The organism is Nocardioides sp. R-C-SC26, assembly GCF_021246465.1.
In the GTDB taxonomy this organism is placed as follows: domain Bacteria; phylum Actinomycetota; class Actinomycetes; order Propionibacteriales; family Nocardioidaceae; genus Nocardioides.
Window position 1 is genome coordinate 291049 of record NZ_JAHRHK010000001.1, and the last position, 24376, is coordinate 315424.

The 24376-nt window shown below is 69.7% G+C and carries 22 protein-coding genes; 21 read left to right on the plus strand and 1 reads right to left on the minus strand.

The genetic code is table 11. The annotated features are described in order from the left end of the window. Positions 1 to 128 precede the first annotated feature (128 nt). Positions 129 to 1358 (minus strand): DUF349 domain-containing protein, encoded by a 1230-nt coding sequence (locus KSO97_RS01345; RefSeq protein WP_232676010.1) that lies wholly within the window; start codon positions 1356 to 1358, stop codon positions 129 to 131. Between the two features lie 171 nt (positions 1359 to 1529). Between KSO97_RS01345 and KSO97_RS01350 the strand changes: the two genes are divergently transcribed. The 21 genes from KSO97_RS01350 to efp all read left to right on the plus strand — a co-directional run bounded on the left by KSO97_RS01350 (position 1530) and on the right by efp (position 24374). After that, the gene (locus KSO97_RS01350; RefSeq protein WP_232676011.1) at positions 1530 to 2261 is read left to right on the plus strand and encodes an MBL fold metallo-hydrolase; all 732 of its coding nucleotides are present in this window, start codon (positions 1530 to 1532) and stop codon (positions 2259 to 2261) included. A 1-nt stretch (position 2262) separates the two neighbouring features. Then, complete coding sequence (gene hisS, locus KSO97_RS01355) at positions 2263 to 3627, plus strand: histidine--tRNA ligase (RefSeq protein ID WP_232676012.1); 1365 nt, start codon at positions 2263 to 2265, stop codon at positions 3625 to 3627. Positions 3628 to 3711: 84 nt separating this feature from the next. Then, entirely contained in the window at positions 3712 to 5484 is a 1773-nt protein-coding gene (aspS, locus tag KSO97_RS01360) for an aspartate--tRNA ligase (RefSeq protein ID WP_232676013.1), read from the plus strand. 167 nt (positions 5485 to 5651) lie between these two features. After that, complete coding sequence (locus KSO97_RS01365) at positions 5652 to 6686, plus strand: ABC transporter permease (RefSeq protein ID WP_232676014.1); 1035 nt, start codon at positions 5652 to 5654, stop codon at positions 6684 to 6686. A 49-nt stretch (positions 6687 to 6735) separates the two neighbouring features. Then, positions 6736 to 8514, plus strand: a complete 1779-nt coding sequence (locus tag KSO97_RS01370) for an ABC transporter substrate-binding protein (protein ID WP_232676016.1) — start codon at positions 6736 to 6738, stop codon at positions 8512 to 8514. Between the two features lie 150 nt (positions 8515 to 8664). Beyond that, positions 8665 to 9660, plus strand: a complete 996-nt coding sequence (locus KSO97_RS01375) for an ABC transporter permease (protein WP_232676017.1) — start codon at positions 8665 to 8667, stop codon at positions 9658 to 9660. Further along, the gene (locus KSO97_RS01380) at positions 9657 to 10754 is read left to right on the plus strand and encodes an ABC transporter ATP-binding protein (protein WP_232676018.1); all 1098 of its coding nucleotides are present in this window, start codon (positions 9657 to 9659) and stop codon (positions 10752 to 10754) included. The genes KSO97_RS01375 and KSO97_RS01380 overlap by 4 nt, the downstream gene beginning before the upstream one ends. Positions 10755 to 10933: 179 nt before the next feature. After that, positions 10934 to 12043: a dipeptide ABC transporter ATP-binding protein gene (locus tag KSO97_RS01385; RefSeq protein WP_232676111.1), complete on the plus strand. Its 1110-nt coding sequence runs from the start codon at positions 10934 to 10936 to the stop codon at positions 12041 to 12043. Positions 12044 to 12068: 25 nt separating this feature from the next. Further along, positions 12069 to 13409, plus strand: a complete 1341-nt coding sequence (locus tag KSO97_RS01390; protein WP_232676019.1) for a replication-associated recombination protein A — start codon at positions 12069 to 12071, stop codon at positions 13407 to 13409. An 85-nt stretch (positions 13410 to 13494) separates the two neighbouring features. Then, positions 13495 to 14037 (plus strand): hypothetical protein, encoded by a 543-nt coding sequence (locus KSO97_RS01395; RefSeq protein ID WP_232676020.1) that lies wholly within the window; start codon positions 13495 to 13497, stop codon positions 14035 to 14037. Next, complete coding sequence (locus KSO97_RS01400; RefSeq protein ID WP_232676021.1) at positions 14034 to 14333, plus strand: DUF6167 family protein; 300 nt, start codon at positions 14034 to 14036, stop codon at positions 14331 to 14333. The genes KSO97_RS01395 and KSO97_RS01400 overlap by 4 nt, the downstream gene beginning before the upstream one ends. Continuing rightward, positions 14333 to 17005: an alanine--tRNA ligase gene (gene alaS / locus KSO97_RS01405; protein WP_232676022.1), complete on the plus strand. Its 2673-nt coding sequence runs from the start codon at positions 14333 to 14335 to the stop codon at positions 17003 to 17005. The genes KSO97_RS01400 and alaS overlap by 1 nt, the downstream gene beginning before the upstream one ends. A 16-nt stretch (positions 17006 to 17021) precedes the next feature. After that, on the plus strand, positions 17022 to 17489 hold the full coding sequence (gene ruvX / locus KSO97_RS01410) for a Holliday junction resolvase RuvX (protein WP_232676023.1): 468 nt from the start codon (positions 17022 to 17024) through the stop codon (positions 17487 to 17489). After that, complete coding sequence (mltG, locus tag KSO97_RS01415; protein ID WP_232676026.1) at positions 17482 to 18624, plus strand: endolytic transglycosylase MltG; 1143 nt, start codon at positions 17482 to 17484, stop codon at positions 18622 to 18624. Before ruvX ends, mltG begins: the two co-directional genes overlap by 8 nt. 24 nt (positions 18625 to 18648) lie before the next feature. Further along, positions 18649 to 19479 (plus strand): shikimate dehydrogenase, encoded by an 831-nt coding sequence (locus tag KSO97_RS01420; protein WP_232676027.1) that lies wholly within the window; start codon positions 18649 to 18651, stop codon positions 19477 to 19479. Between the two features lie 7 nt (positions 19480 to 19486). After that, positions 19487 to 20254, plus strand: coding sequence for an A24 family peptidase (locus KSO97_RS01425; protein WP_232676028.1), 768 nt, complete (start codon positions 19487 to 19489; stop codon positions 20252 to 20254). Between the two features lie 40 nt (positions 20255 to 20294). Then, positions 20295 to 21473, plus strand: coding sequence for a chorismate synthase (gene aroC / locus KSO97_RS01430; RefSeq protein ID WP_232676029.1), 1179 nt, complete (start codon positions 20295 to 20297; stop codon positions 21471 to 21473). Positions 21474 to 21480: 7 nt separating this feature from the next. Beyond that, on the plus strand, positions 21481 to 22011 hold the full coding sequence (locus tag KSO97_RS01435; RefSeq protein ID WP_232676030.1) for a shikimate kinase: 531 nt from the start codon (positions 21481 to 21483) through the stop codon (positions 22009 to 22011). Beyond that, positions 22008 to 23153, plus strand: a complete 1146-nt coding sequence (gene aroB, locus KSO97_RS01440; protein WP_232676031.1) for a 3-dehydroquinate synthase — start codon at positions 22008 to 22010, stop codon at positions 23151 to 23153. The genes KSO97_RS01435 and aroB overlap by 4 nt, the downstream gene beginning before the upstream one ends. A 41-nt stretch (positions 23154 to 23194) precedes the next feature. Continuing rightward, positions 23195 to 23644, plus strand: coding sequence for a type II 3-dehydroquinate dehydratase (locus KSO97_RS01445; RefSeq protein ID WP_232676112.1), 450 nt, complete (start codon positions 23195 to 23197; stop codon positions 23642 to 23644). 166 nt (positions 23645 to 23810) lie between these two features. Then, positions 23811 to 24374 (plus strand): elongation factor P, encoded by a 564-nt coding sequence (efp, locus tag KSO97_RS01450; protein ID WP_232676032.1) that lies wholly within the window; start codon positions 23811 to 23813, stop codon positions 24372 to 24374. Positions 24375 to 24376: the final 2 nt, after the last annotated feature.

A 24376-nucleotide genomic window follows, 5' to 3' on the forward strand; every position in this document is an offset into this window, starting at 1 on the left:
CGGTTCGCGACTTCGTTCCGGTTCCTGAGGAGCCGAGGGACGAGGCGTCTCGAAGGGCAGTCGCGTCCCGCTCCTCAACCTCCTCGCGCCCAGCCCGGGTTCGTGCCTCACCCGGGCTGCGCTCGGACTCAGCCGTTGAAGTCCTGCGAGGCCAGCTTCGCCATCTCGAGGAAGGAGTGGCGTGAGGCCAGGTTCTCCTCGAGCTCGGCGGTCTTCTTCGCATCGCCCGCCGCACGCGCCTTGACGAGATCGGCCTCCACCTTCGCGATCGCCGCCTCCAGCTTGGAGACCATGTCGTCGGCACGAGCCGACTTCTCCGGGTCGCTGCGCTTCCACGCGTCGTCCTCGGCGGCGCGGATCGCCTGCTCGACGGCGCGCATGCGGCCCTCCAGGTCACGCATCCGGTCGCGCGGCACCTTGCCGGCCGCCTCCCAACGGTCGGCCAGGTCGCGGAAGGCGCGCTTGGTGGCATCGAGGTCGGTGATCGGCAGCAACGCCTCGGCCTCGACGAGCAGGGCGTCCTTGACCTCGGCATTCGCGGCGAACTCGGCGTCCAGGGCAGCGTTCTCGGCGTCACGCGCACCGAAGAAGGCGTCCTGCGCGCCCCGGAACCTCTTCCAGAGTGCGTCGTCGACGTCCTTCGGTGCGGGCCCGGCGGCCTTCCAGTCACGCATCAGATCGCGGTAGCGGCCCGCGGTCGGGCCCCAGTCGGTGGAGCTGGCGAGAGCCTCGGCCTCCTTGACCAGGCGCTCCTTGACCACCTGGGCGCCGGCGCGCTTCTCGTCCTGCTCGGCGAAGTGCGTCTTGCGGCGGCGGGTGTAGGTCGTGCGAGCACCCGAGAAGCGCTTCCAGAGCGCGTCGTCGGCGGCCCGCTCGATCCGGGGGATCGCCTTCCACGCGTCGAGCAGATCGCGGAGGCGCTGAGCGCCGTGACGCCAGTCGGAGCCCGAGGCGATCGCCTCGGCGTCGGCCACGAGCTTCTCCTTGGCCTGCTTGGCCTCCGCCGAGCGCTGGGCCTTCTCCGCCTTGCGCGCCTCACGCTGGACGGCGATCACCGGGCCGAGGGCGTCCAGACGCCCTGCGAGCGAGGCGAGGTCGCCGACGGCGTTCGCCTCCGCCACCTGAGCGCGGACCGACTTCACCGACTCGGCGGCCTCCTCGGGGGAGAGCTTCGAGCCGTTGACCCGCTGCTCGAGCAGGGTCACCTCGAACTGCAGGGCCGCGAACCGCTCGGTGAAGAAGTGCAGTGCCTCCTCAGGCGTTCCTGCGGGGTAGGAACCCACGGCCCGCTCGCCGTCGGTCGTCCGGACATAGACGGTGCCGTCGTCGGCGACGCGGCCCCATTCGCTGCTCGTCACTGCGGTTCCTTACTCAGTCGTGTGCACCGGCCATCCGACGACCAGGGCGCTCGATGTGCTCACTCACTCTAGTGGTGTCACCCGGTCCGGTTCTCAACAGTGAGCACGGCTCGCCGTATCGGCCCATCAACCCGGTCGAGTCGACCCGCCGTCACCAACTAGGCTTCCACGGTGTTCATCGCCGGCTTCCCCGCGGGTCCGTGGGGTACCAATTGCTACGTCGCGGCCACGGGGCCGGGCGCCGAGTGCGTCGTCATCGACCCCGGCAAGGACGCCGCCGACGGCGTCGCGGAGGTCGTTCGTGAGCACCGGCTCAAGCCGGTGGCCGTCCTGGTGACCCACGGCCACGTCGACCACATGTGGTGCGTGGCGCCGGTCGCCGGCACCTACGACGCGACGGCGTGGATCCACCCGGCCGACCGGCACCTGCTCGCCGACCCGATGCAGGGCATGTCGCGCGAGACGACCTCGATGCTGCTCGGCGGCAACTACGCCTGGGCCGAGCCCGACGACGTACGCGAACTGGGCGACGCGCAGATGCTCGAGCTCGCCGGCCTCCGCTTCGTCGTCGACCACACGCCTGGCCACACCGAGGGTTCTGTGACGTTCCGCTCGCCCTACACCGACGCCGCCGGGACGCGGCTGCAGGACGAGATCAGCGAGGTCATGTTCTCCGGCGACCTCCTGTTCGCCGGCTCGATCGGGCGCACCGACCTCCCCGGCGGCGACCACGCGACGATGCTGCGCTCGCTGACCGACAAGGTGCTGCCGCTGGCCGACGACATCGTGGTGCTGCCCGGCCACGGCGAGCAGACCTCGATCGGCCGCGAGCGCGCGACCAACCCCTACCTGCTCGACCTCCTCGACCACGGCGACGCCGGTCGCGTGACCCGGGGACTGTGACGTGGCGGCCCCCAAGCCCCTGAGCGGGTTCCCCGAGCTGCTGCCTGCCCAGCGCGCCGTCGAGCAGCTGGCGATCGACACCCTGCGCGCGACGTTCGAGCTCCACGGGTTCGGCGGGATCGAGACGCGCGCCGTCGAGCCGATCGACCAGCTGCTCCGCAAGGGCGACACCTCCAAGGAGGTCTATCTGCTGCGCCGGCTCCACGAGGAGTCGGAGTCGGGCCACGCGGGCATCGGCCTGCACTTCGACCTGACGGTGCCGTTCGCGCGGTACGTGCTGGAGAACGCCGGCAAGCTCGACTTCCCGTTCCGCCGGTTCCAGATCCAGAAGGTCTGGCGCGGCGAACGTCCTCAGGAGGGTCGCTACCGAGAGTTCACCCAGGCCGACATCGACATCGTGGGGCGCGACGTCCTGCCGTTCCACCACGACGTCGAAGTCGCACGGGTGATGGTCGATGCGCTGACCCGGCTCGCCGACCCGACGTCGATCGGCTTGCCCGGCTTCCGGCTGCAGGTGAACAACCGCAAGCTCATCCAGGGCTTCTACGCCGGTCTGGGCATCGACGCGGCCGGCATCGACGAGGTCATGCGCCTGGTCGACAAGCTCGACAAGCTCGAACCCTCCCGGGTGCGTGAGCTGTTGGTCACCGACGCCGCAGTCGACGAGGAGGTCGCCGATCGGGTGCTGGCCCTGGCGACGATCCGGGCCGAGGACGACTCCTTCGTGGACGCCGTCCGCGCGCTCGGTGTGAGCGACCCGCTGCTCGACGAGGGGCTCGCAGAGTTGGCCCAGCTGGTGACGGCGTGCGCCGACCTCGTCTCCGAGCGCGTGCAGGTCGTCGCGGACCTCTCGATCGCGCGCGGGCTCGACTACTACACGGGCACGGTGTTCGAGACCCGGCTGCACGGGTACGAGTCGCTCGGTTCGATCTGCTCGGGTGGCCGCTATGACGCGCTCGCCAGCGACGGCCGCACCACCTACCCCGGTGTCGGGATCTCGCTCGGTCTCAGCCGGGTGATCCTGCCGCTGCTCGCCCGCACCGGTCTGACCGCCGATCGATCGGTGCCGAGCGCCGTGCTGGTGGCAGTGTCGGAGGAGAGCGACCGGGCCGCCAGCGACGCCGTCGCGTCGGCGCTGCGCACCCGTGGCATCCCGTGCGAGGTCGCGCCGACCGCTGCCAAGTTCGGCAAGCAGATCCGGCACGCCGACCGTCGCGGTATCCCGTTCGTCTGGTTCCCCGCCGATGCCGGCACCGGCCACCAGGTCAAGGACATCCGAAGTGGTGAGCAGATCGAGGCGGATCCGCACACTTGGGATCCACCTTCTGCCGATCTGCGGCCGCGCGTCGTCAGCGCGGCCCCCTGAGCAGTCGGTCCCTCCGAGCCCACACCCGACGCGCCGTTCGTCCACCGATCAGCACCACCGAGATTCGCACACCGAGGAGTAGAAGTGATCCGCACCCATGACGCCGGCGCCCTGCGCGCCGAGCACGTCGGCCAGACCGTGACCCTTGCCGGGTGGGTGGCCAAGCGGCGCGATCACGGCGGCGTGGCCTTCCTCGACCTTCGCGAGGCCAGCGGCGTCGTCCAGGTCGTCGTCCGCGACGAGGATGTCGCCAGCGCCCTGCGCAGCGAGTACTGCATCAAGGTCACCGGCGAGGTCGGCCTGCGACCCGAGGGGAACGCGAACCCGAACCTGCCGACCGGTGAGATCGAGGTGATCACCACCGAGCTGGAGGTGCTCAGCGCGTCCGCGCCGCTGCCGTTCCCGATCGACGACCACGTCGAGGTGGGGGAGGAGGCGCGCCTGCGGCACCGCTACCTCGACCTGCGGCGCAGCGGCCCCAATCAGGCGATCCGACTGCGCAGTCAGGTCAACAAGGCCGCGCGCGACGTCCTGGACCGACACGACTTCGTCGAGATCGAGACGCCTACGCTGACGCGATCCACGCCCGAGGGCGCCCGGGACTTCCTGGTGCCTGCTCGGCTCCAGCCGGGGAGCTGGTACGCCCTGCCGCAGAGCCCGCAGCTGTTCAAGCAGCTGTTGATGGTCTCCGGCATGGAGCGCTACTTCCAGATCGCCCGGTGCTACCGCGACGAGGACTTCCGCGCCGACCGGCAGCCCGAGTTCACCCAGCTCGACCTCGAGATGAGCTTCGTCGAGCAGGACGACGTCATCGCGATCGCCGAGGAGATCCTGGTCGCACTGTGGTCCCTGGTTGGCTACGAGGTGCCGGTCCCGCTACCGCGGATGACCTACGCCGAGTCGATGGCGCGCTACGGCTCCGACAAGCCGGACCTGCGGATGGCGCAGGAGCTCGTCGAGTGCACCGAGTACTTCGCCGAGACCACCTTCCGCGTCTTCCAGGCGCCGTACGTGGGTGCCGTCGTCATGCCCGGTGGCGCGAGCCAGCCGCGCAAGCAGCTCGACGCCTGGCAGGAGTGGGCCAAGCAGCGTGGTGCCAAGGGACTGGCCTACGTGCTGGTCCAGGACGACGGTGAGCTCGGAGGTCCGGTCGCCAAGAACCTCACCGACGCGGAGAAGGCCGGCCTCGCCGCCCACGTGGGCGCCCAGCCCGGCGACTGCATCTTCTTCGCGGCCGGCGCGGTCAAGAGCAGCCGTGCGCTTCTCGGCGCGGCGCGCCTGGAGATCGGCCGCCGCTGCGGCCTGATCGACGAGGCGGCCTGGAGCTTCCTCTGGGTTGTCGACGCCCCGCTCTTCGAGCCGGCCGACGACGCAACGGCCGCGGGTGACGTCGCCGTCGGCAGCGGCGCGTGGACCGCCGTCCACCACGCCTTCACATCGCCGCAGGACGTCGACGGCTTCGACGCCGACCCCGGCAACGCGCTCGCGTGGGCCTACGACATCGTGTGCAACGGCAACGAGATCGGTGGCGGGTCGATCCGTATCCATCGTGAGGACGTCCAGAAGCGCGTCTTCGCGATCATGGGGCTGGACGAGGACGAGGCGCAGGAGAAGTTCGGGTTCCTGCTGGAGGCGTTCAAGTACGGCGCCCCGCCGCACGGCGGCCTGGCATTCGGCTGGGACCGCATCGTGGCGCTGCTCGCCGGCACGGAGTCGATCCGCGACGTCATCGCGTTCCCCAAGTCCGGCGGTGGCTTCGATCCGCTCACCGCGGCCCCGGCGCCGATCACGCTCCAGCAGCGCAAGGAAGCTGGTGTCGACGCCAAGCCTGCGGAGGATGTCCCGTCGAAGGCGTGACCGGCCGTAGATCAAACCGCTTGACGATGAGACCGGATCGTTACCGCCGAGTGATCGCCCGTCCCCGTCCGCTCGCCTAAAGTCACGAGGGCGCTGTAGCGCTCCGGTGCCTGTCTCGGGCCACCGGTCAGAACTCAGGACGGGGCTTCGGCCCGAACGAGGTGGGCATGTCGGTCGTCGGTCCCAGCGACGTCATCCAAGGGCACGAGCCCGCCGGTGACGGCGGCATGCCGACCCGGGCACGGCGTCGCAAGGCGCTCGCCGGCAAGTCGCCGACCCAGATCGCCCTGGCGCGGCTGGCGAAGGACAAGATCGCGATCGTGTGCAGCGTCGTCCTGCTGCTCCTGGTGCTGCTCGCGCTCTTCGCGCCGGTGATCACGCGCGCTTTCGACATCTATTGGGACATCAGCGACCCGGCGGCGCCGACGCCCAGCCAGGTCCTGGAGTACGACGGCTTCCCGGCCATCGGCCCGCCGTTCCACGGGTTCACGTGGGATCACCCGTTGGGTCTCGCTCCCACCGTGGGCTACGACAATCTGGCCTACCTGCTGTACGGGTTGCGCACCTCCCTGCTGGTCGCGCTCGCGGCGACCGTGCTCTCCACGATCGTCGGGGTCACGCTCGGCCTGATCGCAGGGTTCTCGCGCGGCGTGCTCGACAAGATCATCTCGTTCGTCACGGACCTGTTCCTGTCGTTCCCGTACCTGCTCGGCATGCTCGCGCTCGCGCCCATCGTGGTGTCGCGTTTCCAGGGCAACCTCGACGACCTCGCGCGGGCGCAGCTCTTCACCCTGATCGGGATCCTCGTCGTGTTCGGCTGGATGGGACTGGCTCGCCTGATCCGCGGCCAGGTGCTCTCGCTGCGCGAGCGTGAGTTCATCCAGGCGGCCGAGGTCATCGGGGTGCCGACGCACCGCATCCTCTTCAAGGAGCTGCTGCCGAACCTGGTCGCGCCGATCGTCGTCTCGATCTCGCTCGGACTCCCGGCGTTCGTCGCTGCCGAAGCGGGTCTCTCCTTCCTGGGTCTCGGCCTCACCGGTACGCCGTCGCTGGGGAAGATGGTCTCCGACGCGACCCCGTACTACAGCGACTACCCGCAGTACCTGTGGCTCCCCGTCGCGGCGATCACCTTGCTGACGCTGTCGCTCAATCTCCTCGGCGACTCCGTGCGAGACGCCTTCGACCCCCGAACTCGCCGGTGACCACCCGGGTCCCTGTGAGCTGTTGCACATCGAGAAAGGTGAACGAACAATGCGCCTGAAGAAGACGGTTGTGGCCTTCGTGGCCACCACCGGGCTCCTCACGCTCGCCGCCTGTGGCGGCGACGACGGGAACGACGGCGGGAGCGGCAGCTCCGTCGATCGAGAGAGCCTGGGCAACACCGGCGACAGCCAAGACCCGGACCGCGAGGGCCCCGTCACGATCGAGGGCGCCAAGACCGGCGGCATTGTGAAGGTCCTGACCTCGGTCGGCTTCACCACGCCGATCGACCCGAGCGACCTGTACTACACCGACACCAACGCGATCATGACCAGCCTCGTGACGCGGCAGCTGACGCAGTACGACTACGACGAGGAGACGGGCCAGATGGTCCTGATCCCCGACCTGGCCACCGACCTCGGTACCGCCAACGACGACTTCACCGAGTGGACCTTCACGATCCGCGACGGTGTGAAGTGGGAGAACGGCGACGACATCACGGCAGAGGAGGTCGCCTTCGGCATCATCCGGTCGATGGACGGCAAGACCTTCCCGAACGGTCCGGGCCTCTACTACAGCAACCCGTACTTCCTCGGTGGCGAGGACTACAAGGGTCCGTACACCACCCCGGATGCCTCGCAGCAGGCGGTGACCTTCGACGAGGACGCCCGCACGGTGACGGTCAAGATGGCCAAGCCCTTCCCGGACTTCGCCTACTACGCCTCGTTCCCGGCGATCGGCCCGATCCCGCTCGACCCGAAGGTCAACGACCCGGCCGCGTACGCGCAGCGTCCGATGGCGTCGGGGCCGTACAAGATCAAGGAGTACACGATCAGCAAGACGCTGGTCCTGGAGCGCAACGACGCCTGGGACCCGGCGACCGACCCCGGCCGCACCGCCTACCCCGACGGCTACGAGTTCACCTCGGGCCTGCAGCCGGACCAGATCGACCAGATCATGCTGAACGACTCCGGTGACGCCAAGACCTCGATCACCTACGACGACGTCCAGGCACAGAACTTCCGCAAGTTCGAGGACACCGGGCGTCTCGTCCTCGGTGGGCAGCCCTGCACCTACTTCTACGCACTTGACCAGCGCGTGGTTCCGGACAAGGCCATCGCCGAGGCGCTGACGTGGGCGGTTCCGTACAACGACCAGATCCTGGCTGCCGGCCTGATCCCGGACGTGAACGCCATTCCGGCGACGAACCTGATGCCGCCGGGTGTGCCCGGTCGTGAGGAGTACAACCCGGTCGAGGGCCACGGTCCGTTCGAGACCGACGCCGCGAAGGCGAAGGAGATCCTCGAGGAGTCCGGGAACCTCGGCTTCGAGCTGAAGCTCCTCTTCCGCACCGACCTCGACACCGACGTCAAGGCCAAGGACGTCACCGAGAAGGCTCTGACGGAGGCCGGGTTCAAGGTGACCTACGTGCCGACGACGATCGCCAACTTCGTGGCAGACCGCGACGACCCGAAGGGCGACATCAACGTCCGCTCCTACGGTTGGTGCTCCGACTGGCCGTCCGGTGCCACGTGGATCCCGCCGATCTTCCAGTCCACCGACATCGATGAGGTCGGCTTCGGAACCAACGAGGCCGCGTTCAACGTGCCCGAGATCGACGAGGAGATCGACGCGACGACGCTCATGTCGGTCGACGAGCAGCCCGCAGCGTGGAACGCGCTCGAGCAGAAGATCATGACGGACTACATGCCGGTCGTGCCGCGCTTCTACGGCGGTGTGGCGCAGGTCCACGGCTCGCAGGTCGAGGGCATGGCGATCGACAACACCCTCGGAACCCCCACGTTCCGGGACATGTGGATCAACCAGTGATCGAAAGCCGGTGGTCGGTCCGCTTGTCAGCGGACCGACCACCGGTCCCACCGCATCGGCCGGGTGCTGACCTCGCGTCCACCCGGTCGATGCGTCTCCTCCTGCTGTGATGATTTGGTGCGGAGACGTGCCTGAAGGAGAGTGCTTGTCGTGCTCGGCTACATCGTGCGTCGGTTGGTATCGGCCGCCTTGGTCGTCGTCTTGACCTCGATGTTCCTCTTCCTGCTGTTCTTCAAGGGGCCGAGCGATCCGGCGCGCCCGCTGTGCGATCTCAACGGGAAGTGCACCCCGGAGAAGCTGGCCATCCTCACCGAGGACCTGGGCCTGAACGACTCGGTCGTGCATCAGTACGGCATCTGGGCCAAGGGCCTCGTCAGCGACCGTGAGATCAAGTTCGGTGCGACGTTCACCTGCGAGGCCCCGTGTCTGGGCATCTCCTACCGAACGCGCGGCGAAGTGCGCAAGGAACTCGTCGAGAAGCTCCCCGCCACGTTGTCGATCGCCGTCGGGGGCGCGACGATCTACCTGGTGACCGGGGTCCTGCTCGGCACCATCGCGGCTCGCAAGCGCGGTACGAACATGGACCGCGGTCTCGTCGCGGTCAGCGTGTTCATCTCCGCGATCCCGTACTACGTCGTCGCGCTGCTCCTGTGGATCTTCTTCTCCCTGCAGTGGAAGTGGTTCGAAGACACCTCCTACCACCCGCTGACCGAGGATCCGCTGGCGTGGGCATGGGCGCTGGTCCTTCCCTGGTTCGCGATCGGGCTGACGTCGTCGACGGCATACGCCCGTTACTCGCGGGGTCAGATGATCGAGGCGCTGGGCGAGGACTTCGTCCGCACGGCGACGGCGAAGGGTGTCTCGGAACGTGCGGTCGTCATCCGGCACGCGCTGCGGGCGGCCATCGTGCCGATCATCACGATCTTCGGTCTCGACTTCGCCTTCCTGCTCTCGGGAACGGTGTTCACCGAGCAGATCTTCCAGATCGACGGGATCGGACGCTGGGCCATCCAGTCCCTCCGGTCACCGGTGGACTTCCCAGTCGTAGCCGCCACCGTGCTGTTCGCAGCGATCATCGTCGTCGTCGCCAATCTGATCGTCGACATCCTCTATTCCGTGATCGACCCGAGAGTCCGACTGTCATGAGCATCCCGACCACCTCGACCGGCGTCTCGTCGTCGAACGACGGCGATCAGCAGGAGCCCTTCCTCGTCGTCGACGGGCTCACGGTGCGTTTCCCCACCCACGACGGCCTCGTGCAAGCGGTGACCGACCTGTCCTACAGCGTCCGCCGTGGCGAGACCCTCGGAATCGTGGGGGAGTCCGGGTCGGGAAAGTCCGTGTCGTCGATGGCCGTGCTGGGACTTCACAACCCGCGACAGACGCGCCTCAACGGCTCGATCACCGTCGGCGGTGTCGAAGTCGTCGGTGCCTCGCAGCACACGTTGCGCTCGATCCGCGGCAACGACGTCGCGATGATCTTCCAAGACCCGCTGACGGCGCTCCATCCCTTCTACTCGATCGGCTCGCAGATCGCGGAGGCATACCGCGTCCACCACGACGTTTCCAAGAAGCAGGCGCGCGAACGGGCGATCGAGATGCTGGCGCGCGTCGGAATCCCGCAGCCGTCTCGTCGCGTCGATGACTACCCGCATCAGTTCTCCGGCGGGATGCGACAGCGCGCCATGATCGCGATGGCGCTGGTCAATGACCCGAAGCTGCTCATCGCCGATGAGCCGACCACCGCTCTGGACGTCACGGTGCAGGCGCAGATCCTCGATCTCCTCCAGGACCTGCAGCGTGAGTACAACTCCGCGATCGTGATGATCACCCACGATCTCGGTGTGATCGCGGAGATCGCCGACGAGGTCCTGGTGATGTACGGCGGACGGGCGGTGGAGAAGGGTTCCACCTCCGAGGTCCTCACCCATCCGGAGATGCCGTACACCTGGGGACTGCTGTCGAGCGTCCCCGACGTCACGGCGGATACGACCACGCGTCTCCTGCCGATCCCTGGAACGCCGCCGAGTCTGCTGTCACCGCCTCCCGGCTGTGCTTTCGAGCCGCGGTGCATCCACGCCACCGCCGTCCCCGGAGACCTGTGTGCGACGACGCTTCCCCTGCTCGCACCTGGTCGATCGGCCCATCACCTGAAGCGATGTCACCTGCCTGACCCGGATGCCATCTACGAGCAGTTCGTCATCCCGGAGGTAGCTCCGGAGGCAGGGGAGACGCGATGAGCGAGGTCACACACGGCCTGCCCGACGGCGCCGCCGAGATCGAGCTCGGCGACGGCCTCATCGACGAGCTGGCCGACGAGGCCGAGTTGCTCGACGCCGATTCCTCGGTGCTCAAGCCGCATGCGCCGACCGAGCTGGATCCTTCCCGGCCTGCCATCTTGGAGGCCGACGGGCTGCGGATGTACTTCCCGGTGAAGTCGTCCGGGATCCTGCGGCGCACGGTGGCGCACGTCCAGGCCGTCGACGGTGTGTCCTTCCAGGTGCCCGCGGGCGGCTCGCTGGGCCTGGTGGGTGAATCCGGATGTGGAAAGTCGACGACGGGACGCCTGATCACGCGGCTGGAGAAGCCGACCTCCGGCGCGATCCGCTTCGAGGGAGAGGATCTCGCCAAGCTCTCGAAGCGAGAGATGAAGCCGGTGCGCCGCGAGGTGCAGATGATCTTCCAGGACCCCTACAGCTCGCTGAATCCCCGGCACACGGTGGGGACGATCGTGGGCACACCGCTGCAGGTTCACGACGTCGTGCCGAAGAAGCAGGTGCTCAGCCGCGTTCAGGAGCTCCTCGAGGTCGTCGGGTTGAACCCGGAGCACTACAACCGCTACCCCAACGAGTTCTCCGGCGGTCAGCGTCAGCGCATCGGCATCGCGCGTGCCCTCGCGCTCCAGCCCAAGCTGCTGGTCGCGGACGAGCCGGTCTCGGCCCTGGACGTATCCATCCAGGCTCAGGTGATCAACCTGCTCCAAGACATCCAGCGCGAGTTCGACGTGGCGTTCCTCTTCATTGCCCACGACCTCGCGGTCGTACGGCACTTCTGCCCGGAGATCGCGGTGATGTATCTGGGCAAGATCGTGGAGATCGGCGACCGAGAGAGCATCTACTCCGCTCCGCGGCACCCCTACACCCAGGCGTTGCTCTCCGCGGTTCCCGACGTCCGGCAGGCCTCGACCGGTGGACGCCGCGAGCGGATCCGTCTCGAGGGCGACGTGCCCAGCCCCATCGACCCGCCGTCGGGCTGCCGGTTCCGGACACGATGCCCGATCGCTCAGGAGATCTGCGCGAAGCACGAACCCCCGTTGCTGCAGATCGGGCGACGCCACAAGGTCGCGTGTCACTTCCCCGGGCGTCTGGGTCAGGCGCCGACCGAGCCGCTGACGGCGCGTCTGCTCGGCGTCGACGCTCACGGCAATCCGGATGCTGGCGCCAGCCCGAGTGCGGAGATCCTCGAGCAACGGCCCGGGTACGCAGACACCTGGTTCGACCTGGACAACAAGACCTTTGCCCGAGCCTGAGTCCGACGGTCTCTTCGACACACCCGTGACCGGCTCCGCCCCGGCGGGCGGGTCAGGGTCGCTGTCGTCGGCCTCCCACGCTGCGGCGCCGCTCGCCGTGCGGATGCGCCCGCGCACCTTGGACGAGCTCGTCGGCCAGCAGCAGCTGCGCGCCGCGGGATCTCCGCTGCGGCGACTCATCGAGGGTGACCAGTCCATGTCCCTCCTCCTCTGGGGGCCGCCGGGCACGGGCAAGACCACGATCGCCTCGATCGTGAGTCAGCAGACAGGACGTCGCTTCGTCGAGGTCTCGGCGGTCTCGGCGGGCGTCAAGGAGGTGCGCAGCGCGATCGACTCGGCCCGAGCCTCGCTGGTGCGCACCGGTGCGGAGACGGTGCTCTTCGTCGACGAGGTGCATCGATTCAGCAAGGCGCAGCAGGACGCACTGCTCCCCGGTGTGGAGAACCGATGGGTCACGCTGGTGGCCGCGACGACGGAGAACCCCTACTTCTCCGTGATCTCACCGCTGCTCTCGCGCAGTCTCCTGCTGCGACTGGAGTCGCTGACCGACGATGACGTGCGCGAGGTGATCGCCCACGCGCTGGTCGACGAGCGGGGGCTCGCTGGTGGGGTCGAGGCCGACGACGACGCGCTGGAGCACGTCGTCCGGCTCGCCGGCGGCGATGCACGTCGGGCGCTGACCTACCTCGAGGCCGCTGCGGGTGCTGCCCAGGCGCGCGGGGTCGAACGGATCGACCTGGCCTCGGCCGAGACCGCCGTCGACCAGGCCGCGGTCCGCTACGACAAGGACGGCGACCAGCACTACGACGTCGTCAGCGCCTTCATCAAGTCCGTGCGCGGCTCGGATGCGGACGCCGCGATGCACTACCTGGCCCGGATGATCGAAGCGGGAGAGGACCCGCGATTCATCGCACGCCGCTTGATGATCCTGGCGAGCGAGGACATCGGCCTGGCCGACCCGACCGCGTTGACCACGGCGGTGGCCGCCGCGCAGACGGTGCAGTTGATCGGCATGCCCGAGGCCGGCCTGACCCTGGCGCACGCCACCATCGCGCTCGCGGTCGCCCCCAAGTCGAATGCGGTGACCATCGCGCTGGGGGAGGCGAGCGCCGACGTGCGCGCCGGCAGACTCGGCACCGTCCCGCCCCATCTGCGCGACGCCCACTACGGCGGCTCGAAGAAACTCGGGCACGGCACCACCTACGAGTACGCCCACGACCATCCGTTCGGCATTGCGCCCCAGCAGTACGCGCCCGACCCGGTCGTCGATGCCTCCTACTACCGGCCGAAGGAGATCGGGGCGGAGGCGGCGATCAAGGAGAGGTGGGAGCGGGTCCGTCGGATCGTCCGTGGCGAGGCCGACTGAGATCCGCGGCATCCGAACGCTGCCTCGTCGCCTCTGGGACGGGTATCGAGGCCGTCGATGGGTCCAACCTCTAGGCTGAGTGACCGTGGGTGGAGACTGGACCGTGCCGGTGTGGCTGGGCGTGTGCGCCCTCGCCGCGCTGGCCATCGTCTTCGCCATCGTGATCCTGACGGCGACCGCCCTCGCGCAGCTGCGCGCCGAGACCCAGGCGCTGACGAGCATCCTGCGGCGTGACCTCGGCGAGTTGCAGGCGCGGTTGGATGCTGCGGACGCTCAGGCGCGCTCCGCGCGCACCGAGATCAGGCACGGAGCAGAGCGCACCGAGTACACGATCACCAGCGTCGGCGACTCCGACGCGTCGGCGGATCGGGCCGAGCGTGACGACGCGCCGACGGTGGCTGCGCCCCTCTTCGCTGACATCGTGGCCCGCGAGAGCGTGGTGCACGCGGTCTCACTGGCCGCCGGGCTCCGTCGCGCACTCTCTGCCGAGAACAGGCACCGGATCCGCTTCGAGATGCGCCGAGAGGTCAAGCGCGCTCGCAAGGACCGCCGCACCGTTCGCCGTCAGGCGCAACGTGAGGTCGCGGCTCGCCAGCGCGGCGGCATCGGGCTCGGAGAGCCTTCGTGAGCCGCGCGGTGTGGTTCGTGGCCGGCGCCGGTGCCGGCGTCTACGGCATGCTGCGGGCGCGGCGGGTCGCCGAGGCCCTGACCGTCGACGGTCTCCGTGACCGCGTCGGCGCGGCCGCCGTCGGAGCGCGGATGTTCCGCGACGAGGTCGCGCAGGGCAAGGCCGAGGCCGAGTTCCACCTGCGCGATCGGCTCGCAGAGCGGGCCACCCAGCTCGACGGCGCTCGCCGTCCGGCCGAACTGACATCGGAATCGATGCAGGACGTGACGCAGATCCAGGAAGGCAGCACCCACTGATGGACACCGCGGAGATCCGCCGCCGGTTCGTGACGCACTTCGAGCAGGCCGGCCATACGGCCGTGCCGTCGGCCTCGTTGCTTCTCGACGACCCCAACCTGCTGTTCGTCAACGCCGGGATGGTGCCCTTCAAGCCATACTTCCTGGGTCAGGAGACGCCGCCGTACGTGCGGGCCACGAGCGTCCAGAAGTGCGTACGCACCCCCGACATCGAGGACGTCGGCAAGACCACGCGCCACGGCACCTTCTTCGAGATGTGCGGCAACTTCTCCTTCGGCGACTACTTCAAGGAGCGGGCGATCGAGCTCGCCTGGGAGCTGGTGACCAAGCCGGTCGCCGACGGCGGCTGGGGCTTCGCCGAGGACAAGCTGTACCCGAGCGTCTACGTCGACGACGCCGAGGCGGTCGCGTTGTGGCGCAAGATCACCGGGCTCCCCGACGACCGGATCGCCCGCCTGGGCAAGTCGGAGAACTACTGGTCGATGGGCGTCCCCGGCCCGGGCGGCCCGTGCTCGGAGATCCTCATCGACCGCGGTCCCGCCTATGGCGCCGACGGCGACTTCTCCGCCGAGGACCGCTACCTCGAGTTCTGGAACCTGGTCTTCATGCAGGACGAGCTCAGTGCGGTGCGGAGCAAGGAGGACTTCGACATCGCGGGCTCTCTGCCCAAGCGCAACATCGACACGGGGATGGGCCTCGAGCGCGTCGCGTTCATGACCCAGGGCGTCGAGAACATGTACGAGATCGACGTCATGTTCCCGGTGATCGAGCACGCGATGGCCCTCACCGGCAGGAAGTACGGCGCCGACCCGGTCGACGACGTCCGGTTCCGCGTCGTCGCCGACCACGTGCGTTCCTCGATGATGCTGATCGGCGACGGCGTCACGCCGGGCAACGAGGCCCGCGGCTACGTGCTGCGCCGCTTGCTGCGCCGCGCCGTCCGCTCGATGCGCCTCCTCGGCTACGAGGACCCGGCGCTGCCCGAGCTGATGCCGATCAGCCGCGACAAGATGGGCGAGACCTACACCGACCTCCACTCGGACTGGGAGCGGATCAGCCGGGTCGCCTTCGCCGAGGAGGAGGCGTTCCGCAAGACGCTCCAGGCCGGTACGACGATCTTCGACGTCGCCGCTGCGAAGGTGAAGGCGGCCGGGGGAGCACAGCTCGCCGGTGACCAGGCGTTCGCGTTGCACGACACCTACGGCTTCCCGATCGACCTCACGCTGGAGATGGCGGCCGAGGCCGACCTGAGCGTCGACGAAGCGGGCTTCCGGGCCCTGATGGCCGAGCAGCGGGATCGAGCGAAGGCGGATGCGAGGGCGAAGAAGGGCCAGCACGCCGACACCAGCGTCTACCGCGCGATCCTCGACGAGCACGGGCCGACCGAGTGGTTGGCCTACGAGACGCTGGAGACCGAGTCGCGGGCACTCGCCGTCCTCGCCGGTGGTGCTCCGTCGACGCGACTGGAGCAGGGCGACGTCGGCGAGATCGTGCTCGACCGGACCCCGTTCTATGCCGAGTCCGGTGGTCAGGTCGCCGACGCCGGCATCATCGAGTTCGACGGGGGGCGCCTGGAGGTGCTCGACGTCCAGCGTCCGGTGCGCGGCCTGGTCGTGCACCAGGTCCGGGTCGTGGAGGGCGAGCTCTCCCTCGACGCTGCGAGTGCATCGCTGCACGCCCAGGTCGACCCCGAGTGGCGCATCGGCGCCCGCCAGGCGCACTCGGGCACCCACGTCGTGCACGCCGCGCTGCGCGAGGTGCTGGGGCCGAGCGCCCTGCAGTCCGGCTCCTACAACCGCCCGGGCTACCTGCGGCTCGACTTCGGGTGGACGACGGGCCTGAGCCCCGAGCAGGTGCGCGACATCGAGGAGGTCTCGAACCGGGCCCTGCGCGCCGACCTGCCGGTCGGCTGGCAGTACATGAGCCTGGAGGAGGCCAAGGAGTGGGGCGCCGTCGCCCTGTTCGGTGAGACCTACGACTCGTCCAAGGTGCGCGTCGTCGAGATCGGCGGCCCGTGGTCGCGCGAACTGTGCGGCGGCACGCACGTCGACCACGCCAGCCAGATCGGCACGATCGTCGTCACGGGCGAGGCGTCGGTCGGATCGGGCAACCGGCGTATCGAGGCATTCACCGGCGTCGAGGGCTTCGGCTATCTGGCCCGCGAGCGCGACGTCGTCGGGCAACTCACCACCTTGCTGAAGACCCAGCCCGACGACCTCGTCACGCGCGTCGGCGACCTCGTCGAACGGTTGAAGGCCGCGGAGAAGGAGATCGAGAAGGCGCGCCTGGCCACGCTGCTCTCCGGCGGTGCGGCGCTCGCCGCCGCCGCTCAGGACGTGGGCGGCGTGCAGGTCGTGGCGCACCGCGTCGACGGCGCCGGTGGCGGCGACGTCCGGACGCTCGCGCTCGACGTCCGCGGTCGGATGCCGGGCGGTGTGCCGGCGGTGGTCGTCGTCCTCGGTGTGGCCGACGGCAAGGTGGCCGTCGTCGCGGCCCTCAACGACGCGGCCCAGCAGCGCGGCCTGGAGGCCGGCGCGCTGGTGCGCGCCGTCGCCCCGTTCATCGACGGCAAGGGCGGCGGCAAGGCCGACGTGGCTCAGGGCGGGGGCATCGACACCGGTCGTGTGGACGAGGCGCTCGCGGCAGTGCTCGCCACGGTCGCGGCCGGTTGAGCCGACCGGAGGCCAGGTGACGACGCGGAGGGGAGTTCGGCTCGGCATCGATCCCGGTGATGCCCGTATCGGCGTGGCCCGCTGCGATCCTTCGGGCTTCTTGGCAACGCCGGTCGAGACGGTGTCGCGCGGCAAGGGCGACGTCGCGCGGCTGAAGGCCCTCGTGGCCGAGCACGAGGCCATCGAGGTCGTCGTCGGCCTTCCCCGCTCGCTCTCGGGCGGTGAGGGTCCGGCGGCGGTCAAGGTGCGGGACTGGGCCGGGAAGCTCTCCCGGGCGCTGGCCCCGGTGCGCGTGCGTCTGGTCGACGAGCGGCTGACGACGGTCTCGGCGGAGGCTATATTGCGCGACCGGGGGACCAAGGGCCGCAAGCGGCGGGCCGTGGTCGACCAGGCCGCAGCCGTGCTGATCCTTCAGCACGCCCTCGACACCGAACGAGCGACCGGCGTTGCGCCGGGCGAGCTCGTGGAGGAGCAGGATGTCTGACGAGCACGCCGCTCCCTCGCCCGTCGTCCCCGGCGGGCGCCGCCGGCGCCGCGGCTCCGGGTGCCTGCCGATCCTCGTGGTGCTGGCGATCGTGGCTGGGCTCGGTTACCTCGGCGTGACCCGTGGGATCGATGAGCTGCGTGACCGTTTCGGCGGAGCCGAGGACTACCCGGGCCCCGGCTCCGGCTCTGTGTCCTTCGAGGTCTTCGGGGGCAATTCACTCTCCACGATGGGCCAGAATCTCGAGGCGCTGGGCGTCGTCGCCTCCTCCGAGGCCTTCGTGGAGGCCGCCAAGGAGGAGCCTCGCTCGTCGGGGATCCAGCAGGGGTTCTACCGCTTGCGGAGCGAGATGGCCGCGGCCGACGTCGTCGACCTGCTGGTGTCCGGGGACACCCGTGGGACCCAGTACACGTTCCTTCCGGGAAAGACCGTCGACGAGATCGTCGAGCTGCTCGCCCGCGACACCAAGCTCTCGCGTCGCGACTTCGAAGCGGCACTGAAGGATCCCGACGCGCTCGGCCTCCCGCCGGAGGCTGAGGGGAGCGCCGAGGGCTACCTCTTCCCCGGCAGCTACGTGTTCTTCGGCGACAGCACGGCGACCTCCATCCTGCGAGACATGGTCGCGCGCTGGCGTAGCGCCGCCGACGACATGGATCTCGACGCGAGAGCGGCGAAGCTCGGCTACACCACCCGGCAGGTCATGACCATCGCCAGCATGGTGCAGGCCGAGGGCAGCCTGCTCAGCAAGGGCGATCGTCGCAAGATCGCCCGCGTGATCTACAACCGGCTCGAGCAGGTGAGTCCGAATCCGAGTGCAGGTTTCCTCCAGATCGACGCCACCGTGAACTACGCCCTCGGGGAGAAGGTCGCCCGACTGACCATCGCCCAGATCGACTCGGTCGCCGACTCGCCGTACAACACCTACCGCACCAAGGGGCTGCCGCCCGGTCCGATCGCCGCCCCCGACTCGACATCGATCGATGCGGCGCTGGCACCGGCCGATGGCGACTGGTTCTTCTACGTCACGGTCAACCTGCGCACCGCGGAGACGAAGTTCGCCAAGACGCCGGCCGAGTTCTCCCAGCTCGAGGCCGAGTTCGACGAGTACTGCGCGACGCAGTCGGATCGCTGCTGAGCCCGGTCAGAGACGACGCTGCCGATGCGCTGTGCCGTGCTGGGTGACCCGATCGCCCACTCGCTCTCACCCGTGCTCCACCGAGCCGCGTTCGCCAGCCTCGGCCTCGACTGGACCTACGATGCGATCTCCGTGCCGGCCGGCGCGATGGCGGAGTTCCTCGAGCGGGTGGACGCCGACGGTGTGAGCCGATGGCGCGGGTTGTCCCTCACGATGCCGCTCAAGCGCGAGGTCGTGCCGCTCGGCCACGACGTCTCCGACCGCGTGCGCTGGACGGGCGCGGCCAACACAGTCGTCTTCGACCGTGGTCGGCTTCGGCTGGACAACACCGACCTGCCCGGGGCCGTCGCGGCGGTCCGCGAGCGGTACGACGGCCCGATCGACGCGGCCACGATCATCGGCGCCGGTGCGACGGCGGCCTCGACCGGGCTCGCGCTCGTGGAACTCGGCGCCCGCGAGATCGTCGTGCTGGCGCGCAGTGCCGAGCGCGCCGTCGAGACGCTCGAGGTGATCGCCCGGCACCCGGCCCAGCCGACCGTGCGGGTGGCGCCCCTGGACGCCGACGTTATCGGTCAGGTCGTGGTGTCGACCGTGCCTGCTGCCGCGCAGGACGATCAGCTGGTGGCGCGTGCCGGTGCGGCCGTCGTCGTCTTCGAAGCGCTCTACGACCCGTGGCCGACCCCGTTGGCCGCCGCGGCAGCGAGCCGCGGCCAGGTGGTCGTCGGGGGACTCGACCTCCTGGTTCACCAGGCGGTGCTCCAGTGCAAGCTGTTCACCGGGCAGGCCGGTCCGCTGGCCTTGATGCGGGCGGCCGGCGAGGCCGCGCTCGCGGCGCGTGCGGGGACGGCACGGTGAGAACCCGATGACCGAGACTCTCGGGGCGGTGTTCCTGGCGGCGTTCGCCTGCGGCACCCTCGGCCTCCTCGTGCCGCGGCTCGTCGCCGCGATCCCCGAGCCGGCGCCGGACGCAGCTCCCGAGCCGACGCCGGGGCGGGACGGCGCGCCGATCGACGTCGTGCCGGGGGAGCAGGCGACGACGACGCCCGAGCCGACCGAGCCCAAGGAGCTCTACCGCGACATCGCGGCGACGCCGGGGTTGGCGGCGCTGGCCGCAGCGGTCGGCGCGCTCGTGGCGGGCACGCTCGCCTGGTCGCTGGGGGCGTCGTGGTCGCTCCTGGTCGTGCTGCCCCTGGTCGTTCCCGGAGTCGCGCTGGCGGTGATCGACTGGCGCACCTGCCTGCTCCCCAAGCGGCTCGTGCTTCCGCTCTACCCGCTGGCGCTCGCGGCCTGCGTCGCGGCTGCACTGCTCGACGACGTCCCGAGCAACATCGTCGGTGCGCTGATCGGCTGGCTCGCCGTCGGGGGCTTCTACTTCGTGCTGTGGTTCATCTACCCGCCCGGCATGGGCTACGGAGACGTTCGGTTGGCGGGAGTGCTGGGCATCGTGCTCGGCTACCTCGGCTATCAGGCGGCGATGTACGGCTTGCTGGCCGGTCTCTTCCTCGGCGCGATCGGCGGCCTGCTGCTCACCGTGCTCGGCGTGATCGACCGCCGCAACAACCCGTTCGGGCCGTGGATGCTGCTGGGCGCCTGGGTTGGCATCGTGGTCTCCGGTCTCGTCGCCGGGTGAGGGTGCGCGGCCGTCGACGAGCTGATGGGAGACTGGAGCCATGCTGCGTTGGTTGACCGCGGGTGAGTCCCATGGCCCCTCCCTGGTCGCGATCCTCGAGGGCCTGCCGGCCCACGTCGAGGTCACGACCGCCGACATCTCCGACTCCTTGGCGCGCCGCCGGCTGGGCTACGGCCGCGGTGCCCGGATGAAGTTCGAGCAGGACGAGGTCACCATCGTCGGAGGTGTCCGCCACGGACGCTCCCAAGGTGGTCCGATCGCGATCGAGGTCGGCAACACCGAGTGGCCCAAGTGGGAGACGGTCATGTCGGCCGACCCGGTCGCACCGGAGATCCTCGAGGGATCGGCGCGCAATGCTCCGTTGACCCGCCCCCGCCCCGGCCACGCCGACCTCGCCGGCATGCAGAAGTACGACTTCGCCGAGGCGCGCCCGATCCTGGAGCGGGCCTCCGCCCGTGAGACCGCGGCCCGCGTCGCGCTGGGCCGGGTCGCCTCGAACTTCCTCGAACAGGCCGTCGGCGCCCGCATCGTCTCCCACGTCATCGAGCTCGGTGGCGTCCGCGCCCCGGCGGGTCTCTGGCCGACGCCCGAGGACGTCGAGCGCCTCGACGCCGATCCCGTGCGGTGCCTGGATCCCGAGGCTGCAGCCGCGATGGTCGAGCGGATCGACCAGGCCCACAAGGACGGCGACACGCTCGGCGGGGTCGTCGAGGTGGTCGTGCACGGCCTGCCGCCAGGCCTGGGCTCCCACGTGCACTGGGACCGTCGTCTGGACTCGCGTCTGGCGGGCGCACTGATGGGCATCCAGGCCATCAAGGGCGTCGAGGTGGGCGACGGCTTCGAGCTCGCTGCCACACCCGGTTCTCTGGCCCACGACGAGATCGTTCCCACCGCCGACGGCATCCGTCGGGTCTCGGGACGTTCCGGCGGCACCGAGGGTGGGATGACGACGGGCGAGGTGCTCCGGGTCCGGGCCGCGATGAAGCCGATCGCGACCGTCCCCCGCGCGCTGCGCACCGTGGACGTCACCACCGGCGAGGAGGCGGTGGCCCACCACCAGCGCTCCGACGTGTGTGCGGTCCCCGCGGCGGGCATCGTCGCCGAGGCGATGGTGGCACTCGTCCTCGCCGACGCGGTCGTGGAGAAGTTCGGCGGCGATGCGTTGAGCGAGACCCGTCGCAACGCCGAGAGCTACCTCGACACGCTGCGGTACCGGTGAGCCACCGATGACCGACGCGCCCCGCTCCGGGCCGGTCGTCGTGCTCGTCGGCCCGATGGGTGCCGGCAAGTCGACGGTGGCGGCCGTGCTCGCCCGGCGACTCGGCGTCCCGGCCCGCGACACCGACGCCGACGTCGAGGCCACCGACGGGCGTGGGATCTCCGACATCTTCGTCGAGTCCGGCGAGGAGCACTTCCGCGCTCTCGAACGGGCCGCGGTCGCGGCGGCACTGGCCGATCACACCGGCGTTCTCTCGCTCGGCGGGGGAGCGGTGCTCGACGTCGACACTCGCCGGTTGCTCGCCGACCATCAGGTGGCGTTCCTGCGCGTCGGCCTCAGCGAGGCCGTCAAGCGCGTCGGGCTCGGTACCGGCCGTCCGCTGCTGCTCGGCAACGTGCGTTCCCGGGTCAAGGCGCTGCTGGACGAGCGCACCCCGATCTATGAGTCGGTGGCGACCGTCGTCGTCGACACCGACGAGCTGACTCCCGACGCCGTCGCCGACCAGATCCTCACCGCACTGCAAGGAGCGACCACATGAGCCACGCGCCGGAGTCGGTGCTCCACGTCGGCGGCGCCTCGCCCTACGACGTCGTCATCGGTCACCACCTGGCGGGGCACCTTCCGGGCATGGTCGGCGACGCCGTCCGGGTCGCCATCATCTGCCCCGACTCCCTCGAACATCTCGTCGAGGAGATCGTCGGGCCTCTCGCCGAGCCGACGCCGGCTGTGCCCGAACGCGACATCACGGTCCTCGCCGGCCCCGACGGCGAGGAGGCCAAGAGCGCCGAGGTCGCCAACGCGTGCTGGGAGGCCCTCGGCGAGGAGGGCTTCACCCGATCCGACGTCGTGGTCACTCTCGGTGGTGGCGCGACGACCGACCTCGGCGGGTTCGTGGCCGCCTCCTGGCTGCGCGGCGTCAAGGTCGTGCACGTGCCGACCACGCTGCTCGCGATGGTGGATGCCGCCGTCGGCGGCAAGACCGGCATCAACACCGCCGCCGGCAAGAACCTCGTCGGCGCCTTCCACGAGCCCGCGGGCGTCCTCTGCGATCTGGCCCTGCTGGAGACGCTGCCCACCGAGGAGCTGATCGCGGGCCTCGGTGAGGTCGTGAAGTGCGGCTTCATCGCCGATCCCGAGATCCTGCGCCTGGTCGAGGAGAACGATCCAGCCGACCTGGTGCCCGCCTCTCCGGTGCTCCGCGAGCTCGTCGAGCGGGCGGTGCAGGTCAAGATCGACGTCGTCGTGGCCGATCTCAAGGAGGCCGGCGGCTCGGAGCTGACCGGCGCCCACCCGGGCCGCGAGGCCTTGAACTACGGGCACACCCTGGCGCACGCCATCGAGCGTGCCGAAGGCTACGAGATCCGGCACGGCGAGGCCGTGTCGATCGGCTGCGTGTTCGTCGCCGAGCTCGCCCACCGCGCCGCCGGCCTGCCCGCCGAGCTCGTCGAGCGCCACCGGACTGCGTTCGGGCGGGTCGGGCTGCCGATCAGCTACGAGGGTGCCGACTTCGAGGACCTGCTCGCCACCATGCGGGTCGACAAGAAGTCGCGCGGCAACCAGCTGCGCTTCATCGTGCTGGCCGACGTCGGCCGCCCGATCGTGTTGGCCGGGCCCTCCGAGGAGCATCTCCGTGCTGCGTTCGAGGCAGTGACCGGCTCCGACGCGGACGTCGACCTGTGAGCCCGGACGACGTCGTCATCGGCGGAGACCTCGGCGCGGGGGTGCTCGGTGCGCGACCTGTGTGGGTGCTCAACGGGCCGAACCTGGGCCGGCTCGGCCGTCGCCAGCCGGAGATCTACGGCCACACCACCTTCGCCGAGCTCGCCCACCTGTGCCGCGGGTGGGGGCGCGACCTTGGCTTCGACGTCGATGTCCGTCAGACCAACCACGAGGGCGAGCTGCTCGACTGGCTGGGGGACGCCGCCGACCGGATGGTGCCCGTCGTCCTCAACGCGGCGGCGTGGACGCACTACTCCTACGCCGTCTACGACGCCTGCGCCCAGCTGGAGGCCCCGCTCGTGGAGGTGCACATCTCCGATCCTCTGCAGCGTCCCGAGGAGTTCCGACACACCTCGGTGGTCACTCCGCACGCCGAGCGCGTCATCGCCGGGCACGGCGTCGACGGCTACCGGCTCGCGCTGGAGCATCTGGCGGCCCGTCCGCGGGTGTGAGGCGGCCCCGACCGGCGTCGGCCCGGAGTCGGTGCCGGCCCGCCACCGATTCGAATCCGGCCGAGCGGCCTCAGTAGAGTGGGCGGCTGTGCCCGCCGGCCGCGGGCGCCCGAGCTTTGACATCTGCATCGACCTCACCACGACGACCGAAGGCTGACACGCGCGCATGGCATCCACGAACGACCTCAAGAACGGCATGGTGCTCAACATGGACAACGGCCTGTGGGCCGTCCTGGAGTTCCAGCACGTCAAGCCTGGCAAGGGCCCGGCGTTCGTCCGTACGAAGCTGAAGAACGTCGAGTCGGGCAAGATCGTCGACAAGACGTTCAACGCCGGCACCAAGGTCGAGACCGCCACGGTCGACCGCCGTACGATGCAGTACCTGTACAACGACGGCAACAACTACGTCTTCATGGACGTGCAGAGCTACGACCAGATCGAGGTCGACCCGACCATCGTCGGGGACGCGAAGAACTTCATGCTCGAGAACCAGGAGGCGATCGTCGCCACCAACGAGGGTCGCGTGCTCTTCATCGAGCTGCCCGCGTCGGTGGAGCTGGTGATCACCTACACCGAGCCCGGCGTCGTCGGCGACTCCGCCACGGGTCGCACCAAGCCCGCGACGGTGGAGACCGGCCACGAGATCCAGGTGCCGCTGTTCATCAACCAGGGCGAGAAGGTCAAGGTCGACACCCGCGACTCCTCCTACCTCGGCCGCGTCAAGGGCTGACC